This window comes from Halomonas sp. KO116 (assembly GCF_000734975.2).
Classification (GTDB): Bacteria; Pseudomonadota; Gammaproteobacteria; order Pseudomonadales; family Halomonadaceae; genus Vreelandella; species Vreelandella glaciei.
The window spans coordinates 1,782,284-1,800,787 of record NZ_CP011052.1; the positions used below are offsets into that span (position 1 = coordinate 1,782,284).

Sequence of the window (18,504 nt, forward strand, 5' to 3'; positions counted from 1 at the left end):
ACTTCACTGACGAGGAAAAGGCATGGAGCGTGTCAAGCTGGACTTTCCCGCTGAAGCGGTCATTCATCGTCACTCTCTGACAGTGCGGGTAACCGATATAAACTACGGCCGTCATTTGGGGCACGATGCGGTGGTATCGCTGCTCCACGAGGCGCGTATTCAAGCCTTTGCGGCGCTGGATCTGCCTGAGTGGGACATGCATGGGCATCCATCGGTCGTCGCCGACCTTGCGGTAACGTATCAAAGTGAAGCACGCTGGCCTGACGCTTTGATCATTGCGACTGCCGTGCCTGAGCCGCAAGGTAAAGCGTTGACAGTTTATCAGCGTATTTACCAGGCAGAATCCCAGCAGGTTGTCGCGACAGCACGGGTTAATCAACTGCTGATTGATCTTGCTACGGGCCGCCCTGCTGAGGTGCCTGAGCAGGTTAAACAAGCGCTTGCACATGCGAGGAGCGGCTAATGTCACGGGAGTATCCGATTATTGCGGTCACCGGCTCTTCCGGGGCGGGCACGACCACCGTTCGGCGCAGTTTTGAGCGGATGTTTCTGCGTGAAGATGTGCATGCAGCCATGGTCGATGGCGATGCCTTTCACCGCTACACTCGCGATGATTTGCACCGTATCTTCCGGGAAGAGCCTGAGCGCAAAGATGAGCTTTCTCATTTTGCCGTAGAGGCTAACTTACTGGACCGCCTGGAAGGCTTGTTTAGCGAGTATGGCGAACATGGTTCAGGTACCTTTCGCCACTATATCCACGCCGAAGATAAGCAGAAAATTGAAGCGGGCTACCGGGTGGGGACGTTCACCGAGTGGCAATCGCTGCCCTGTGGAACCGACCTGCTGTTCTATGAAGGTTTGCACGGCGGGTTGGTGACCGAAGAGTATGATATTGCCCGCCATGTGGATCTATTGGTAGGCGTGGCACCCACCATGAATCTGGAGTGGATTCAAAAAATCGACCGTGACACCAAGCTGCGTGGTTATTCACAAGAAGCGGTTATTGACACTATCCTGGGCCGGATGGATGACTATGTCCGTTATATCCAGCCGCAGTTCTCGCGCACCCACATCAATTTTCAGCGGGTGCCTACGGTTGATACCTCCAACCCCTTTGAGGTGCAGGATATCCCCACTGATGCTGAGTCGTTTGTGGTCATCCGCTTTCGAGATCCCTCCACGGTTGATTTCCCTTGGCTGCTGGCGATGATCAAAGATTCGTTTATGACCCGCCCGCATACCTTGGTGGTACCCGGCGCGCGGATGTCGCTGGCCATGGAGCTTATCCTTGCCCCTCTGGTCAGGCATCTACTGGCGCAGCGGCGCTTCCGTTAATCGTGACCGTCAGCATTGGTTGAAAGCCGTAAGGAGAGTTATATGGACTGTCTGTTTTGCAAAATCATTAAGCGTGAAATCCCTGCTGATATCGTTTATGAAGATGAGCATGTGTTAGCGTTTAACGATATTGGCCCCCAAGCGCCGACGCATCAGTTGATCATTCCCAAAAAGCATATCGCCACACTCAATGATATCGATGAAACCGATCTTGTTACGGTAGGGCGGCTGCAGTTTACTGCCGCCAAGCTTGCCCGTGAGCAGGGCTTTGCTGAAGATGGCTATCGTGTGGTTATGAACTGCAACGAAATGGGCGGGCAAACGGTCTACCATATCCACATGCATTTAATGGGTGGACGCGCTTTCACGTGGCCTGCTGGTTAGGCTAAGTAGACCGCTATCGTCACCCGTCATCAAACAACGGAGTGTTGCCATGGATCGTCAACAGAGTCGTTCAGATCGCGTCATCCACCAGTTTGATACTGTTTTACGTACGCTAATGCCCCACGCGGCCGCATCGCAGCGCACCAGCCCTGCAGCGGGTGTTGTCGATGGCGCGCTCGATGATCAAGAGCGCCGCCACGCGGCGGGTTTGATGCGGATTAATCATACCGGTGAAGTGTGTGCCCAAGCGCTGTACCAGGGGCAGAGCGTGACCGCTAAACTTCCTCATGTGCGTCAACAGGTTGAGCAGTCTGCACTGGAAGAGATCGATCATCTGGCCTGGTGTGATGAGCGTTTAGTGCAGTTACAAAGCCGACCCAGCTATTTAAACCCGCTCTTTTATGTAGCCTCGTTTGGCATCGGGGCAGCGACTGGGGCGGTCAGTGATCGTATCAGTTTGGGGGTTGTTGCCGCGACGGAAGAACAGGCAGGTAAACATCTGGATGCTCACCAAAAATCGCTACCCCCCGGCGACTATCGCTCACGAGCTATCCTACGCCAAATGGCTGTTGATGAGGCGCATCACGCCCATCTTGCTTTAGAGGCAGGGGGCATTCGTTTTCCTGCCCCGGTGAAGTGGGGCATGCGACTGGCCTCGAAAGTCATCTCTAAAAGTGCCTATCACCTTTAATATACCTTCATGACGAACCCTGATTAATACAATGTTTTTCAGCGTAATCGGAAATGAGAAGGCCCCGCAGTGCGAGGCCTTGGCTATTAATATCACGCGTCAGCGTTAGGCAAACTATCAGGCATCAATGCGCTTGTATTTCATGCGCTTAGGCGTATCGTTCCCGACCCGCTTCTTATGATCTTCTTCGTACTCTGCGTAGTTGCCTTCAAACAAGACCACTTCAGAATCACCTTCAAAGGCCATAATGTGCGTGGCGATACGGTCTAAGAACCAACGATCGTGCGAAATCACCATGGCACAGCCCGGGAAGGCGAGTAGTGCGTCTTCCAGTGCCCGCAGGGTTTCGATATCCAAATCGTTTGACGGCTCATCAAGCAACAGCACGTTAGCGCCTTGCTTGAGCGTTTGCGCAAGCTGTAAGCGACCGCGTTCGCCCCCGGAGAGCTCCGATAAACGCTTCTGCTGGTCGTTACCTTTAAAGTTGAATCGACCAACATAGGCGCGGGAGGAGACTTCGTAGCCGTTAATATTGAGGATGTCCTGACCATCCGATACGGCTTCCCAGACAGTTTGCTTGTTGTCCAGCGCATCGCGTAACTGCTCGACATAGGCGATATCGACGGTTTCGCCAATCACAACTTCGCCTGCATCGGGCTGTTCTTTACCGGTAATTAGCTGAAATAGGGTCGACTTACCTGCGCCGTTACCGCCTACGATCCCCACAATCGCACCCGGTGGAATCGTGAAAGAGAGGTCTTGATAAAGCAGCTTGTCATCGAAGCGCTTGGTCACGTTATGAAACTCAATAACCTTGTCGCCTAGGCGTGGACCAGGCGGAATATAGATTTCATTGGTTTCATTGCGTTTCTGAAAGTCGCCTGACTGCATTTCTTCAAAGCGGTTAAGACGCGCTTTGCTTTTTGCCTGACGGCCTTTGGCGTTGCTGCGCACCCACTCAAGCTCTTGCCTGATGGCTTTTTGGCGCGAGGCTTCCTGCTTGGCTTCTTGGTTTAAGCGCTGATCTTTCTGCTCAAGCCACTGAGAGTAATTACCCTCAAACGGGATACCCTGACCACGGTCGAGCTCAAGAATCCAGCCCGCCACGTTATCCAGGAAGTAACGGTCGTGGGTAATCGCCACTACGGTGCCGTTGTAGTCGTGCAAGAAGCGCTCAAGCCAAGCCACTGATTCTGCATCAAGGTGGTTGGTAGGCTCATCCAACAGCAGCATGTCAGGACTTGAGAGTAGCAGGCGACATAGTGCCACCCGGCGGCGTTCACCCCCTGATAGGTTGCCGACTTTGGCATCCCAAGGAGGAAGGCGCAACGCTTCAGCGGCAACGTCTAACTTGCGTTCTAAGTTATGCGCATCGGCCGCCTCGATAATATTTTCCAGCCGCCCCTGCTCACTTGCCAGGGCATCAAAGTCGGCGTCTGGCTCGGCGTAAGCTGCGTACACTGCATCTAACTTCTCTTGTGCTTCTTTAATTGCCCCTAGCGCTTCTTCGACGGTGTCGCGGACGTTTTTCTCGTCGTCTAGTTCCGGCTCCTGGGGCAGGTAGCCAATATTGATGCCGGGCATCGGACGAGCTTCACCTTCAAACTCTTTATCGACACCGGCCATGATGCGCAGCAGTGTGGATTTTCCCGAACCGTTAAGCCCCAATACGCCGATTTTGGCACCAGGAAAAAATGATAATGAGATATCCTTGAGAATTTGCTTTTTGGGCGGCACTACTTTGCCAACCCGATTCATGGTGAAAACGTATTGCGCCATGGAGATCCGTTAGGTTGTTGATAGAAAAAAGCGACAGCAGCAGGCTACTGGCTAAGGAATGATGATAGTGGTCTGCGCCAGGAAAGGCTAGGCTGCTTAAGGTGCGCGGCTAGCCAGACCCACTCATTGGCTGAGAAGGCCAAGCTATTCAACGCTTACTCTTCTTCGTCCCAGTCGTCTTCTATGGCTCGCTGAAGTCGACGCTCTTCTAGCCATGCTTCTACTTGGCGTCGTGCGCGTAAGCTGTCTGCTTTGCTAGGCTTGCTTTTACCGTAATGGTCATCATTAACGGCATCTAAACTTTCAAACTCGTCTGAGTCGATTGCTTCACTGGTAAACGTTTCACGATTTAGGGGATCACGGCTCATGTGATGTCCTCCAACCCAGCCGGCGTGCCGGCGTAACAACGGCTCCACTTATTAGCACGTGCGGATCAAAAAGCACGTGTGGATTGCAAAGTGAAGCGCCTAGCGCAAATTAAGCGCCTTGCGGCTATATAACGCCAGTAGGGATGAAGTTCAAGCATTGATCGGTTTTTTTAGTGGAAAAGTTAATAATTAGCGGTTATCTCGCTGTTTTTGTAACTCCACAAGCGCAAGCTGAGCCTCTACACGTTCCGTTACGTCTTTTTGTACGCCAATGTAATACATCAGCTCGTCTGCTTCGTCGTAGACCGGTGTAATGGATAATTCATTCCAAAACATGGTGCCGTCTTTACGGTAATTACGCAGTACTTCGCGAGAAGGACTGCCATCTTTAAGCGCGTCTCGGATAGAGATCAGGGCATCCTGGTCGCGGTCTTCGTTCTGCAAAAAACGACAGTCGCGATACAGAATTTCATCTGCGCTATAGCCCGTTAAGCGTTCAAAGCCTTTATTGACGTAGATGAGGATATTTTCATCGCCTTCCTGTTCAGCAACAACAATACCGTCTTCCGAGGCGTCAATTATGCGTTCGAGCAGCTCTGGACTGATCAATGGAGATCGTTTCATCAAGGGGTTCCTGTTGCAGCTCCAATCCTTCCCGCCGTTCAAAGTGGCTTTTTTTGCCTGTGAACGGGCAGCATTTCAAATCATTTATTATCAGCAGCATAGCAAGGGCTCCAATCTACCGCTGCTATCTGGCTCTATCATGGCGAGCGTTGTCACGCATTGCAATCGTGTACGCGCACCGTCTCATTCGACCTCGGGTAATTGGTGGGCGCTCAATACAGCCCCCACGGCGGTTGCTGCCAGTATTAGCAGTAGTATGGCGCTACCAAACCATTGTGCAAGAGCGCCAATAATGCCGCCTACCAAAAGCATTAATACGCCTGTTAGCGTATTAGAGAGCGCAACATAAAGCGCCCGATTATCTTGACTCGCCATATCAATGAGGTAGGTTTTTCGCCCCAAGCGTACGCCATGGTGAATAACCACTAAGAGCGCGTAAACCACCGCATAGGGCCAAATGCTTTGTGCCCAGCCGTTTGGCAACCAGACCACGCTGGCAGCTAATAAACAGCAAATAGCCGTACCTACCGCTGCATCGCGCATAACGCTGCGGCTCGATTGGTCGGCGCGCTTGCCCCAGACGGGGCTTGCCACCATCGCTGCAAGCCCGGATACCACAATCAAAATACCCAGGCCGCCGAGGTCGGTGCCACTTTGGTTCTGCCCCAGCAGGGCGATGTAAGGCAAGGCGAGTGCACTTGATAGCAGTAATGCCCTGGCAAGGTTGAAGTGTAGAAAAGTGCGATCATTTTTTAGCAGCGACAGACCTAGCTTAATACTGTCCCAGCCGTTTTCTCCTCCTTCAACGGCGCCAGGAGCTTCTTCAATACGGGCCGCGGCTAAGGCATTCATTAGCCAGCTGCTAGCGGCGACTACGAGTAAGAGCGCCACGATGACATTGCCGGGGCGACTACCAAACAGCATGAGTACAGCGCCCGCCGCCAGCGTAGCACCACCGGCAACGCTGCCGCTCCAGCCCATCAACGTGCCGCGGCGGCGTTTGGAAATGGTTTTACCCAGCACGTCTTTGGTCGCGATAGAGGATAAGCCCCGTGCCAGCGAAAGCAGCACGAGCGCGGCTAACACTAATGCACCGCCCAAAGAGCCGGTGGCGAACAATGCCAGTAGGGCCAGCACTAATGCAGCTAGCGCCTGAATCAACGCACCTGTTACCCATACCCATTTCCGTTTGGGTTTTAAGCGGATAAAACCCGCCACAAAAATTTGTGGCAGTAGCGCACCCGCCTCACGGATGGGCACTAGCAAGCCTACCATCCACACCGGTGCTCCAATAATTCCCATCAGCCACGGTAAAACTAAGCGCGCGCTAGATAACTCGTCAGCCAACTTATTTCCTAAAGAAGCCCATAGGTGTAGGAAAAAGTTGTGCGGCTGTGCGTTGCAAGCACTATCAGGTATGTCATCGCACATGCGGCTATCTTCATCGCCTGTTAGCCACTCATAAAGGCGAGACTGTGAAACATCCGGTTGAGCCATGACGGTTCCTTGGCGATTGCTAATTTAAAATGACAAAATGTTTTCTGAGAACGACATAGTATCCTGCAAAGGAATTTACCGATAAGGAACTCTCAATGCCACGTATTCAAATCCGCTACTGCACTCAATGTCAGTGGCTATTGCGTAGCGCTTGGTATGCCCAAGAACTTCTATCGACCTTCGGTGAGCAACTGACCGAGGTCGCGCTATCCCCCTCTCATGGCGGCGCTTTCGAGATATGGTGTGATGAGCTACTGCTCTGGGAGCGTAAGCGTGATGGCGGCTTTCCCGATATAAAACTTCTTAAGCAGCGTGTGCGAGATCAATTGGATCCAGGGCGAGATTTAGGACATATCGACCGATGAATCAGGATAAGCAAGCCGTCCTCTATGGCCTGGGGGCGGTAGCGCTTTGGTCGACAGTAGCAACGGCTTTCAAAGTAGCACTCGCTTGGATGAGTCCTTTGGAATTGATGTGGCTAGCGGCATTCGTTTCCTGGGCATTAATGGGGGCGCTAGTCATCAAGCAGGGAAATATGTCTAAGGCGCTACGCAGTGGTTGGAAAACGGCTGCATGGGCGGGGCTGATGAATCCCGTGGCTTATTATTTAGTGCTATTCGCCGCCTATGACCGCCTCCCCGGGCAAGAAGCCATGGCGCTGAATTACACCTGGGCGTTAGCGATGGCGTTTTTAGCGGTGCCTTTGCTTGGTCAACGCTTAACCCGAATAGATATCGTTGCTGGGTTGGTCGCTTATGCAGGCGTGTGGGTGATCGCTACACGTGGCTTGGTTTTCAATGTCTCTTTCGCCGATCCGTTAGGGGTTGTACTGGCACTCGCTTCGACACTGCTGTGGGCACTTTATTGGCTTCTCAATGCACGCGATAAGCGACAGCCCCTAGTAGGCCAATGGCAAAATTTCAGCGTGGGTCTACCTGTGTTGACAGTTTTGTTACTGCTTGGCCCAGGTGTGCAGTGGCACGGTTGGCCAGCGTTTGGGGCGGGCGTTTATGTAGGTCTGTTTGAAATGGGTGTGGCGTTTATTTTGTGGCAGCTAGCGGTACATCAAGTGTCGCGCACCGCCAAAGTCTCCAACCTGATTTTTCTTTCACCGCCTGTGTCGCTGTTTTTGCTTTATCTAGTGGTAGGCGAGCCTATTTTGCCTTCAACCCTGGTCGGGTTGGTGCTCATTTTGTTGGGATTAGGGCTTCAGCAAGGACAAAAGGGTAACTAGACAGTTGTTGTTCGGCAAACGAATATTTCTATTTGTTGAATTATTGTTATTTTAGTCCTTGATGTGGGTAGTGATCTAGTATACAAAACCAAGTTAATAGCTAGTTCCTCAGTATGAGCCAACAGTTGCTACTAACAAAATACTGGCATAAAGATGCATGAAGTTTAGCCTTCAGTATAGTGTTGGTTGTAGATTTAAACGAGGTTGTAACGAAAACATGGGAAAAAATGTAGATATTGGTGTATCAGATGAAAATTTCGGTACGGGATTTGAACATCGGGAATTTTCGGAAGGTACGGCTCATTCCAATGAGTCTCAGCGTTGGAAATTGCTCGATTGTATTGCAAAGTATGCCCCTGGTGTAGTGCATACGAGCGTTGAGCGCTCAAAGCAAGCACCACGGGTACCTCATCAAGTACAAAAACCAGCGATGGTACCAACGCTGCGACCAGCGACTCCTCAACAAAAAAATGTTTCCCGGCCCACCTCCTTCGACGCTTTATATGAGCATCCATCATATGAGCATCCATCGCCCACTCAACCGAAGCGACCTTCTTTTGGTCACTTATTTGAAATTTATACCGATAACGGTAACGAGCAACAATCAGATGAAAACGAAGAAACGTCGCTAAAAGCGTTGCTAAGGGAAATTAATTCATGACTCTTATTTGCGTTGCATCACCTAAAGGAGGTGTTGGAAAAACGACGTTAACTGCTAATCTTGCCTACACATTTCAGCGTCAAGGATTTAATGTCACGGTTATCGATTTCGATAGCCAGGATGCGCTGAAATTACATTTTGGCATTGCTTTTAATGACCCGCAAGGATATGTGGCTGAAGCAACTTCAAATCCATATTGGCATGAAATGGTAAGAACTACATCCATTGGCATCAATGTGCTTGCTTACGGTCCCACAACTCGAGAGGAACGCTACCGTTTTGAGAGCTATATCTCCAGTGATCCGCAAGCTCTATATCAATCACTTAGGAGTTTCTATGACTCCCCGGACGATGTTTTATTAGTGGATTTGCCCCCAGGGCATTCGGTTGCTTTAGATGCAATATGTAAATTAAAGCCACTATGTGTGACAGCACTGCTTTCTGATAGCGCTTCTTTGGCTGTTCTGCCTTCCATTGAAGAGGGAGACTTCTATTCAGGAGATGTAAGTAGGCATCTGTATTACGTTGTGAACCAACTGGATTTAAGAAGTGAGCTTAGTCGTGACGTGTATTCGCTTTTAAAAGAACGATTAGGTGCTTCTCTGCTAGGATCTGTACATCGCGATCCTGCGGTGTCTGAAGCACATGCTCTACAGGTCTCTGTTCTACAGCATGCTTATACATCAGCGGTGGTTAATGATTTGGAAGTCATCGCTCATAATCTTATGCGTTTAATGCCGGATACTGCGTTAGTGCAAATTCGTCAGGTAGGTGAGTGATGAAACAGCTTCTGTATAAAACCTGGATTATCCTTTTATTACTTCTTTGCACTCCTATTTTGCTAATTGTGATTTCAACGCCCATGACGCTGAGTAATCAGTTAGCTTTTGGGGGGATTACGGCTGCACTTTTACTTGTGATGGGTCAGGTTAATTCGCCACGTGTACGCTTAGCAATGGCCTTGATTACGGTTATGACCGCGAGTCGTTATATCTATTGGCGGGTGACTGAGACACTGGTTACCGAAGGCCTTCTAGAGTCTATTTTGAGCTTGGGGCTCTTAGGTGCAGAACTGTATGCTTGGCTAGTATTAGTACTTAGCTTTTTTCAATCAGCTTGGCTACTTGAACGTAAAGTTGTGCCATTACCTAAGCAAATCTCTAAATGGCCAACGGTAGACGTTTATATCCCCACCTATAACGAAAGTTTAGATGTCGTTCGTGATACCGTGCTGGCAGCGCAAAATCTTGACTACCCGGCTGATAAAGTTAATGTCTATATTTTAGATGACGGTAAAAGGGCTGAGTTTGCTGCTTTTGCGGCACAAGCAGGAGTGGGTTATATAGCACGTTCAGATAATATGTATGCTAAAGCGGGTAATTTAAATAATGCTCTTCAAAAAACAAAAGGAGAGCTAATTTGTATATTTGATTGTGATCATGTTACGACGCGAGTCTTTTTACAGGCAACAGTGGGTTCATTTCTTGTTGATGAACGTTTAGCACTTATACAGACGCCCCACCATTTTTATTCTCCTGATCCTTTTGAACGTAATCTAGTAAGCGGAAGAGAAGTACCTCACGAAGGTGAGCTTTTCTACGGTCCCATTCAGAAAGGAAATGATTACTGGAACGCAACTTTTTTTTGCGGTTCCTGTGCTGTTATCCGTCGCAGTGCTCTGGCCGAAATCGACGGCTTTGCTGTTGAAACAGTAACGGAGGATGCTCATACAGCATTAAAGTTGCAGAGAAAAGGATGGTCCACCGCATATCTGGGGATACCTCTTGCAGCTGGTTTGGCTACTGAGCGTTTGGCACTACATATCGTTCAGCGAGCGCGATGGGCTCGTGGGATGACACAAATATTGCGCCGTGATAACCCACTTCTGGGACGAGGGTTAAGTATTCCTCAGCGTCTTTGCTACTTGAGCGCAATGCTGCATTTCCAGTTTCCTCTAGCGCGTTTTGTTTTTTTAACGGCGCCGTTAGCTTACCTGCTATTTGGACTTAATATTATCCAGGCCTCTCCGCAGTCAGTTGCGGTGTATGTTTTACCTCACTTGTTTGCTGTCGTTTATACCAATGCAAAACTTGTCGGTCAGTACCGCTATACATTTTGGAATGAAATATATGAAACGGTTCTAACCTTTTATCTTCTTAAACCTTCGATTATTACTCTTTTTAATCCTAACCGTGGCAAGTTTAATGTTACCGAAAAGGGCGGGCGGCTAGATCGAAGTTTTTTTGATTTTAATGTCACACGACCACATTTATTTTTGCTAGCGTTACTGACGGCCGGTACGCTATGGGGCATTATACGCTTCGTCTGGTGGAACCCGGAAGGTGAACAATTAAGCGTTTTACTCTTCAATATAATCTGGGCTTCCTTTAGCGCTTTCTTTTTGATGGCGGCAATCGCGGTAGGAAGTGAGCAACGACAAGTTCGTGAATACGTGCGGATTAAACTCAGTCGCCCTGCGGTATTGCATCTAGTCGGTGGTTATACCTTAACGGCGGCCACTCAAAACCTTTCAATGGGGGGGATGCAAATCGCTGCAATAGCGGGCTTTTCTGAAGATTCCCGAATTGATTTTGTTGAAATGAAATTCGACGGCCATCCAGTTCTTTTTCCAGTGCATGTAGTGAGCCATGATAACCAGCATATCCGTCTACGGTTTGGCAGCTTGAACGTGGCGCAACGTCGACAGTTGGTCAAATTAGTTATGGGGCGTGCAGATGCTTGGTTACAAAAACGTAAACTTCCCCAAGATCAGCCACTTCGCTCCATGTGGACGGTCATTCGTGCAGTTACAGGTCTGTTTTTCAAAAACTGGAAGGAGAATCGCCTATTTGCAAGAGGTGCTTCAGGCGCAAAACAAGTTAAGGAGGCAGAAGGCATCCCCACCAGTGCAGCACCAGTAGCAGCTCAAGCAACGACTCCAGCGTCAACATGGGTATGGCGCATGGTGTTGGTCGCTTTAATTGTGATTGGCATTATGTCTACTCAGCGGGCATGGAGCCAAGAGTTAGGTGTTTCACCGCTGCCACCGCAATCAAAGTTGTTGATGTCAGATACTTTATCGCCTGACAATTCATTTTTGCCTGACGTTGAAGTGAGCGCGAGAGGAGGGCTGGCTTTCAATATGCCGACTCAAACTCGCGAACGCATCTACCCGCTTTTACAGCAAACGAATAGCGAATCGTTAGAACCTAATACCTTACGCATACAGGGTAATGGAGCCCAGGCGGGGGTGGAGTTCGCCTTACGCAGTGATGAAGTGTCAACGGAAGCTGTATTGCATTTGGAGATACGCTATTCCGATATGTTATTGGAAGGACTTAGTCAGTTAGACGTTAATCTAAACGGCATAGTGGTTGATACTCTTGAACTTGATCGCTTCACCGCAGATCATCTAGTGGCTGAAATTACTATCCCTCCTGAGTTAATTGTATCCTACAACACATTGTTGCTGAGTATTACAGGTCAAACATTAGAGCAGTGTAATAACCTGCTGAGTAAAGATATTTGGGTGGAAATACTGCCTAGCTCGACACTTACAGTAGACGTTCAATCATTACCACCAGTAAGCGGTTTAGCTAATTTGCCAGCTCCATTTTTTGATATAGCAGACATGGATCGGCTGGAATTACCCTTTGTTATGCCTGCTTCTCCCTCTGAAACGTTACTGAGTGCCAGTGCTATTTTAGCGTCGCATTTTGCGGTTGAATCTGGATTTAGGGGGGCGGATTTTCCAGTTCATCATACCCAAATACCTGACCAGCATGCGGTTGTGATAGGCACCCCTGAGCAAATGCCGCTAGGGGTGGAGTTGCCGCGGATTAATGGGCCAACTTTACTGCAACAAGCCAATCCCAATAATCCTATGTATCGCTTGCTTATTGCGACGGGGAAAACCGAACAGGAAGTGAAAAATGCTGCAACTTATTTAGCTAGTTATCAAGCGAGGCTGAGTGGGGATAGCGAACAAGTTAGCGCTCCTCTTTTTCCTTTGAGGAAACCTTATGACGCACCTAACTGGCAGGCACTTAATGAACCAATATTTCTCACTAGCATGACAAGTAGCAGTGAAATGGTCGGTGAAGGTATTCGTCCTCCGCCACAAAACTATAGCTTCCGTCTACCGCCAAACATACACTTGTGGCCCGGTGACGATGTCACGTTGGAGATAGGTTATGAGTTCCCACGTGGCGATTGGTTAAATGAAAGCGACTCACGCTTAGAGGTGGAATTAAACGGGTCTTATCTTGGCTCTTTACCCGTTGAAAAACGCTCGCTAGCTTGGGATGCATGGAGGCTACTGGGCAATGATATTCGCCAAGAAAGAGCAACGTTACGTATTCCACAAGAGCAGCTATATGGAAATAACCAACTTAGTTTCTACTTTAATATGGCCGTCAATACGCCTGAAGATGGTTGCGAGCTTGGCCTGCCTGATCGTATTGAAACGCGACTTTATCCAGACTCATATTTAGATATGAGTGACGCGCAACATTTTGCAGTGTTACCCGAACTCTCGTACTGGTTAAGTGCTGGCTTTCCATTTACCCAGTGGGCGGATTTATCTCAAACGACATTGATGGTGGCAAGTGAGCCTGACGCTGTGGAAATTAGCACCGCGCTTGGTTTGATTGGTCGTATGGGGGCTTCCACGGGTTATCCAAGTACGGCCTTAAATATACGAAAAGGATTAACCCTTAATGACAGCCTAGCCCAGCAAGATATCCTGGTCGTTGCTCGCGCTGATCAATTAGAAAATAGCCAGCTCAATAGCCACATAGACCCATTTAGCATTCAGCAAGGCGCTTTGCGTGTTACACCGTTAAGTCTGCTTAGTCGTCTCAACTTGTGGTCGCAGGCACAGTGGGGAAAAGACGTAGAACGTTCACGTAACAGGCTCGGTAGTCAAGCACCAGAACAAGTGTTAATGGGAGTTCGGTCACCGCTTAATCCAATGCGAAGTATCGTGGTAGCAACTGCTTTTCACGATGAAGGAATGCGGACGTTAGCTGCGATCATTGATCAACCCCAAATTAGCCGTCAAGCAGTAGGTGACTTAGTAGTGATCTCTCCTGATCACAAAGTTAATGCTTATCAAGTTGGGCCCCGGACAGCGCGAGGAAGAATGGTCTGGCATCGACTTATTCGCTGGTATGCAGGGCAGTATATTATTCCTATGCTGCTGGCGATGGTGACGGTACTTTTATTAATGGCGGGAGTTTTTTATAGCGCTCTCAAGCGGCGGGCATTGCGGCGCGCATATAGTGGTAGCAATACGCACCCTGGCGGGAAATAAATATGTATACATCACCCGTACCTACTATCATGAAGTTAAAAAAGCGGCTTTTGCTAAGTGCATTCGCCTGCTGCGTTCCAGTGTCAACTGCGTGGGGGCAAGATAACTCGCAAACCGCCCTAGATGCTTTATTACGCCAAGCTGATTTCTGGCAAGAAAATCAACGTCCGGATTTAGCTAGGCAAGCCTTAGAGCGATACCTTTCTGGTCGGCCGGACGACCCAGAAGTTCTGTTCCGATTAGCGCAACAAGCCCTCGTGGATGAACAACCTGATCAAGCGGAGCAGTGGATTCAGCGCCTTGCAGAGGTATCACCTAATAACCCGCGTCTAATCGAGCTAGACCAGCTTCAGCAGGGCAGTGAGTTAGACACCGCGCAGCTGAATCGTGCTCGTCAGTTAGCCCGTGCTAACCGCTATGAAGAGTCGGTAACCGCATACCGGGAGTTATTTAGAGGTGAAACACCTCCTCGAGGTTTGGCGGTTGAGTATTACCAAACATTGGCCGGTGGCAGCGATACTCAATGGCGAGAGGCGCGTGATGGCCTGCGCCAGTTTAGTAATAAATATCCTGAAAATGATCCTCTAAGCCTTGCCTTAGGAAAGGTCTTAACCTATCGCGAGGGCACCCGCCGTGAAGGAATTGATCAGTTAGCACAGATAGCGCAAGAAGATGGCTTAGATGCGGCGGCTGCACGGAGTGCTTGGCGTCAAGCATTATTGTGGCTAGAGGCCACGCCTGCGGACCAAACGCTTTATCAGGCTTATGCACAGGCCAACCCAAGTGATACCGAAGTGATACAGCGGTTCGAAGACTCCATTGCTCAGAACTCTCGTGCAATCGGCTTTACTGCGCTTCAGTCTGGAGAGCTTGGCAATGCGGAGGAGTCATTTCGGCAAGCGCTTAACGTTAATTCTCAAGACGCAGAGGCTAAAGTCGGTTTAGGGCTGATACTGCTACGTAGGCAGCAGTTTGCTGAAGCGAGAGATTTACTCGGTGAAGCGATGGATGAAGTGCCTGCTCAGCGAGAACAGTGGGCGGCCGCGTATCAAAGCGCAGCGTTTTATGCCCGCTTGGGAGAAGCTCGGCGTTTAGCGGAGGCGAATAATCTTGAGCAGGCGCTTGGGCAAGTACGGCCGCTTACTCAGCAGAACGGTGATGCAGGGCGTGCCGCCCGACTGTTAGAAGCAGACATTTTGCGCAGGCAGCAGCGTCTGGATGCTGCAGAACAGGCCTACCGCGGCCTTCTGGAAGCCCGTCAAAATGATGTAGACGCGCGTGTTGGTTTGGTTCAAGTACTGTCTGATAAAGGTGATTGGGCGACTGCTCAGCAAGTAGCGCAGGCTCTTCCGGAAAGTGCCCGCAGCCAAATTGGCGGATTAACCACTGCGCAAGTGGAGGCGCTGCGTCGTCAAGCGCGTCAGCAGGATAGTTTTGGGGCTGAGACGGCGCTTCGCGAAGCCCTTGCTTTATCGCCAAATGATCCTTGGACGCGGCTCGACTTAGCACGGGTTTTAGCTGATCAATCACGCCCTGATGAAGCGCAAGCCTTGATGGTGCCTTTTCAAAGCGGCAGTGCAACACCTGACCAACGCTACGCCGCTGCGTTATTTGCTTCTGAGCAGGAACGTTGGTCAGAAACCCAGCGTTTGCTATCTGGGATTCCGGCCAATGCAATAACCGCTGATATGCAATCACTTCAGCAGCAGGCGCAAATTCAGCAGCCCCTCACGGAAGCAATTGCTCAGCTAGAGCAGGGAAATCGCACTGCCGCAATTGCCTCACTACAGCAGTTATATCTTCGCTATAGAGATTCTGAGCTGACGCCAAATCAGGTTAGTCAAATTGCGGGAGCTTTATCTCAGGCGGGTGCAAAAAGTGAAGCCCTTCGTTGGGTGGAGCGCGACTTAGCCCGTGGAATTGACGAGCAAACACCCAACGAATATATCAACCACGTGCTGGTGATGGCCCAGGCAGGGCGCCCAGAAGCAGCTCGCCAATTATTTCATCGTTTAGCTGCTTATCCTCAATGGCAAGAAAATCAAGATGCGTTAGCAGTAGAACGTGGGTTGGTTATTATTGAAGCTGACCAACTGCGTCAGAGTGGCCGCTTAGCTAGTGCTTATGATCGGCTTGCTGAACCGATGCGACAAACACCTGACAATGAAGATTTATTGTTGGCGATGGGTCGTGTATATGCTGATGGGGGGCGCCAAGCACAAGCAGAACAAATTTACACCTATGTGTTGACTCGTCATCCACAGAGTGAGCAGGCGCTGCTAGGCGCTGTGCAAACGGCGCTTTCTAACAACCGCACGAGTCAAGCTAGCCAGCTGCTGGAGCGCTATGCGTCAGAGGAGCAAACGGCTGATATACTACTACTCCGCGCCCAAGTTGCTCGAGCTAACGGCCAGAGCCTTGGAGCACTGGCTTTATTGAGCGAAGCCCGCCAGCGGTTAAGTGGACAAGAAGGCGAGGTTGCTGCCCTTTCTCAAAGACAGAATCCGTTTACGGATAGGGCCAGAGGAACCGCAAATTATTCACAACGACCTAGCTGGCTACCGAGCGCTAGCCGCGAAATCAGCAGCGACGTTGAGCTCGCTGAAACAGAGATGCAAGCCCCGACTGTAAGCCAACAGATTGATGATCTCTCTAGAGAGATTAGGCGCGAGCGGGCGCCAAGAGTTACCACCGAGTTTGTGTTTAATTTCCGCGATGGCGAGAGTGGCTTGAGCCAACAGGATCGCATTGAAGCTCCCTTGCGTTTTTCAGCAATACCATTCGGAGAGGGCCGTCTTGAAGTAGCGATCACGCCAACACAAGTAACGGCGGGAACGCCTGAGGGAGATGGCCTGCGACGCTATGGGCGCAGTGGTCTGGCTGAGAGTGCCAGTACATTAAATCAGTCGTTGGGTGGCGTCTCCTCTATCTTGGACGAGATTGAGTCAGCCGTAACAAACTTTTTCGCTGCCCAGAGTAGCCTGGATGCTGCAGTAAATGAACAAGAGGCGGTTAGATTGGCTGCTGAACTAGAGGAGGCGAGAGGCTTTTATGAGGCAGCTCTTGAGCGTAATCCACTATTTGAAGCAGGCTTAACGGTCGCCAGTCTGACTGATCAACAGCTAGCGCTATTTAATAGTTACCTTGAAGAAAATAGTGTCAATTTTGCTGAGCTAGACCTGGACGGCGAGTCTTTAAGTGCGTTTGCAAATAGTCGTGAGCAGATTGAAACTGCCCTTGCTGGCATCCAAAGCCGTTTAGAGGCACAATCAGCACGTCCCTCCAGCCTACGGGATAGCGGTTCGGGGCTAGAACTTAGTTATACAAATCGCAACCTAAACTTGGATATTGGCAGCACGCCTCTTGGGTTTGAAGAAACAAATTTGGTTGGTGGTATCAATTGGCGCCCTGAGGTCGCTGACAATATATCGCTGAATTTTACTGCTGAGCGCCGAGCTGTGAAGGATAGTGTACTTTCGTATGCGGGCACCTACGATGCTTATTCTGGCGATACGTGGGGTGGAGTAGTGAGCACCGGTGGCCGAGCAGGTATCAATTACGATACTGAAACAGGCGGTCTCTATGCTGATATTGGTACATATCGATATACCGGTAATAACGTTGCCGATAACCAGTCATATGAACTATCTCTGGGTGGCTATGCGCGTCCGATCAATAATGAACGTCGTCGGCTGCAAACGGGTGTTCATATTTCTGCGATGGCTTTTGATGATGATCTCAGCCACTTTACCTATGGGCATGGAGGATATTTCAGTCCTCAGGACTACGTTAGCGTGACCTTCCCTATCAATTATCAGGAAAACTTTACCGACCAGTTAACGTTGGGTGGATACATTGCTCCAGGTTTCCAAAGCTATAGTACTGATGAAAGCAATTATTTTCCCACTGATCCGGATGCACAAGCGTTGCTAGATGTGTTTGCTGCCTTGGGAGCGACGCAAGAATCACGCTATGAGGGAGAGAGCGAAAGTGGTGTAGGTCTTTCATTCGGTGGAACTATGAAGTATCAAATGACCCCGGAACTTTCCCTTGGCGGCAATGTGGACTTCAATAGCTTCGGTGATTACAACGATACATCCGCGAGTATGTTTATGAACTATATCTTTGGAGATAGCGGTGAACGAGCCAGATAATCATATTCAACACATCGAGTACTACGCTAAGCGACACTGTAGTCCCCAGTGGCGGCTTTTTTTAGAACTGGTCTTTGATGAGCTCTCTAATAACGCGGGTAAAGAGGAATCATCTGGTTTTTGGCACCATATCGGTAGTCGAATAGCTGCAGAAAAGCCTATTGGAGAGTGCGCTACGCTAGAGCGGCTGGAGCAAGCCGTCAACGATGAATTAGGCCTGCTGGACTGGGGGCAGGCGAGCATCGTGGCCGAAAATAAAGCAATGCATATTTGTCATACTGCATTCCCAGTACCAGGATCGTCTCCGGAGCGCCTCGATACCAGTTTGCTAGCAATGTCCGCATTGCTAGAAGGCGTGTTTAAAGGGTGGCTGCAACAGCAGGGTGGAGATTTTGATGTGCCTATCAGATGTATAAGTCGTAATCTAGAACAGCGTGAATGCACTTTCCTCTATGGTCGTTAG

General features: G+C 49.8%; 15 protein-coding genes. 11 read left to right on the forward strand and 4 right to left on the reverse strand.

Annotation, left to right across the window (positions count from 1 at the left end; translation table 11 throughout):
* Positions 1 to 22 precede the first annotated feature (22 nt).
* The 4 genes from KO116_RS08245 to coq7 are packed head-to-tail and all read left to right on the forward strand — an operon-like array spanning position 23 to position 2,410.
* The gene (locus KO116_RS08245) at positions 23 to 463 is read left to right on the forward strand and encodes an acyl-CoA thioesterase (RefSeq protein ID WP_035563177.1); all 441 of its coding nucleotides are present in this window, start codon (positions 23 to 25) and stop codon (positions 461 to 463) included.
* Positions 463 to 1,335, forward strand: a complete 873-nt coding sequence (locus tag KO116_RS08250; RefSeq protein ID WP_035563180.1) for a phosphoribulokinase — start codon at positions 463 to 465, stop codon at positions 1,333 to 1,335. The genes KO116_RS08245 and KO116_RS08250 overlap by 1 nt, the downstream gene beginning before the upstream one ends.
* Positions 1,336 to 1,377: 42 nt before the next feature.
* A complete protein-coding gene (locus KO116_RS08255; protein WP_008959626.1) occupies positions 1,378 to 1,719 on the forward strand; it encodes a histidine triad nucleotide-binding protein in 342 nt (113 codons plus the stop codon).
* A gap of 49 nt (positions 1,720 to 1,768) precedes the next feature.
* Entirely contained in the window at positions 1,769 to 2,410 is a 642-nt protein-coding gene (gene coq7 / locus KO116_RS08260; protein WP_035563183.1) for a 2-polyprenyl-3-methyl-6-methoxy-1,4-benzoquinone monooxygenase, read from the forward strand.
* Positions 2,411 to 2,527: 117 nt separating this feature from the next.
* Here coq7 and ettA read toward each other — a convergent pair whose 3' ends face one another.
* From ettA to KO116_RS08280, 4 genes are all read right to left on the reverse strand, one after another.
* On the reverse strand, positions 2,528 to 4,189 hold the full coding sequence (gene ettA, locus KO116_RS08265) for an energy-dependent translational throttle protein EttA (protein WP_035563186.1): 1,662 nt from the start codon (positions 4,187 to 4,189) through the stop codon (positions 2,528 to 2,530).
* A gap of 155 nt (positions 4,190 to 4,344) precedes the next feature.
* A complete protein-coding gene (locus tag KO116_RS08270; RefSeq protein WP_008959622.1) occupies positions 4,345 to 4,557 on the reverse strand; it encodes a PA3496 family putative envelope integrity protein in 213 nt (70 codons plus the stop codon).
* Between the two features lie 189 nt (positions 4,558 to 4,746).
* Positions 4,747 to 5,181: a PAS domain S-box protein gene (locus KO116_RS08275; protein ID WP_035563190.1), complete on the reverse strand. Its 435-nt coding sequence runs from the start codon at positions 5,179 to 5,181 to the stop codon at positions 4,747 to 4,749.
* 183 nt (positions 5,182 to 5,364) lie between these two features.
* Positions 5,365 to 6,678 (reverse strand): MFS transporter, encoded by a 1,314-nt coding sequence (locus KO116_RS08280; protein ID WP_035563193.1) that lies wholly within the window; start codon positions 6,676 to 6,678, stop codon positions 5,365 to 5,367.
* 95 nt (positions 6,679 to 6,773) lie between these two features.
* On the opposite strand from KO116_RS08280, the gene KO116_RS08285 reads away from it, so the two are divergent.
* The 7 genes from KO116_RS08285 (at position 6,774) to bcsD (ending at position 18,504) form a co-directional block, all read left to right on the forward strand.
* Positions 6,774 to 7,043: a SelT/SelW/SelH family protein gene (locus tag KO116_RS08285; protein WP_035563196.1), complete on the forward strand. Its 270-nt coding sequence runs from the start codon at positions 6,774 to 6,776 to the stop codon at positions 7,041 to 7,043.
* Entirely contained in the window at positions 7,040 to 7,912 is an 873-nt protein-coding gene (locus KO116_RS08290) for a DMT family transporter (protein WP_035563199.1), read from the forward strand. Before KO116_RS08285 ends, KO116_RS08290 begins: the two co-directional genes overlap by 4 nt.
* A 217-nt stretch (positions 7,913 to 8,129) precedes the next feature.
* Complete coding sequence (locus KO116_RS25035; RefSeq protein WP_158414206.1) at positions 8,130 to 8,573, forward strand: hypothetical protein; 444 nt, start codon at positions 8,130 to 8,132, stop codon at positions 8,571 to 8,573.
* The gene (gene bcsQ, locus KO116_RS08300) at positions 8,570 to 9,352 is read left to right on the forward strand and encodes a cellulose biosynthesis protein BcsQ (protein WP_045812103.1); all 783 of its coding nucleotides are present in this window, start codon (positions 8,570 to 8,572) and stop codon (positions 9,350 to 9,352) included. Before KO116_RS25035 ends, bcsQ begins: the two co-directional genes overlap by 4 nt.
* A complete protein-coding gene (gene bcsA, locus KO116_RS08305; RefSeq protein WP_045812104.1) occupies positions 9,352 to 13,887 on the forward strand; it encodes a UDP-forming cellulose synthase catalytic subunit in 4,536 nt (1,511 codons plus the stop codon). Before bcsQ ends, bcsA begins: the two co-directional genes overlap by 1 nt.
* A 2-nt stretch (positions 13,888 to 13,889) precedes the next feature.
* Positions 13,890 to 18,041 (forward strand): cellulose biosynthesis protein BcsC, encoded by a 4,152-nt coding sequence (locus tag KO116_RS08310; RefSeq protein WP_035563202.1) that lies wholly within the window; start codon positions 13,890 to 13,892, stop codon positions 18,039 to 18,041.
* A complete protein-coding gene (bcsD, locus tag KO116_RS08315; protein ID WP_035563204.1) occupies positions 18,025 to 18,504 on the forward strand; it encodes a cellulose biosynthesis protein BcsD in 480 nt (159 codons plus the stop codon). The genes KO116_RS08310 and bcsD overlap by 17 nt, the downstream gene beginning before the upstream one ends.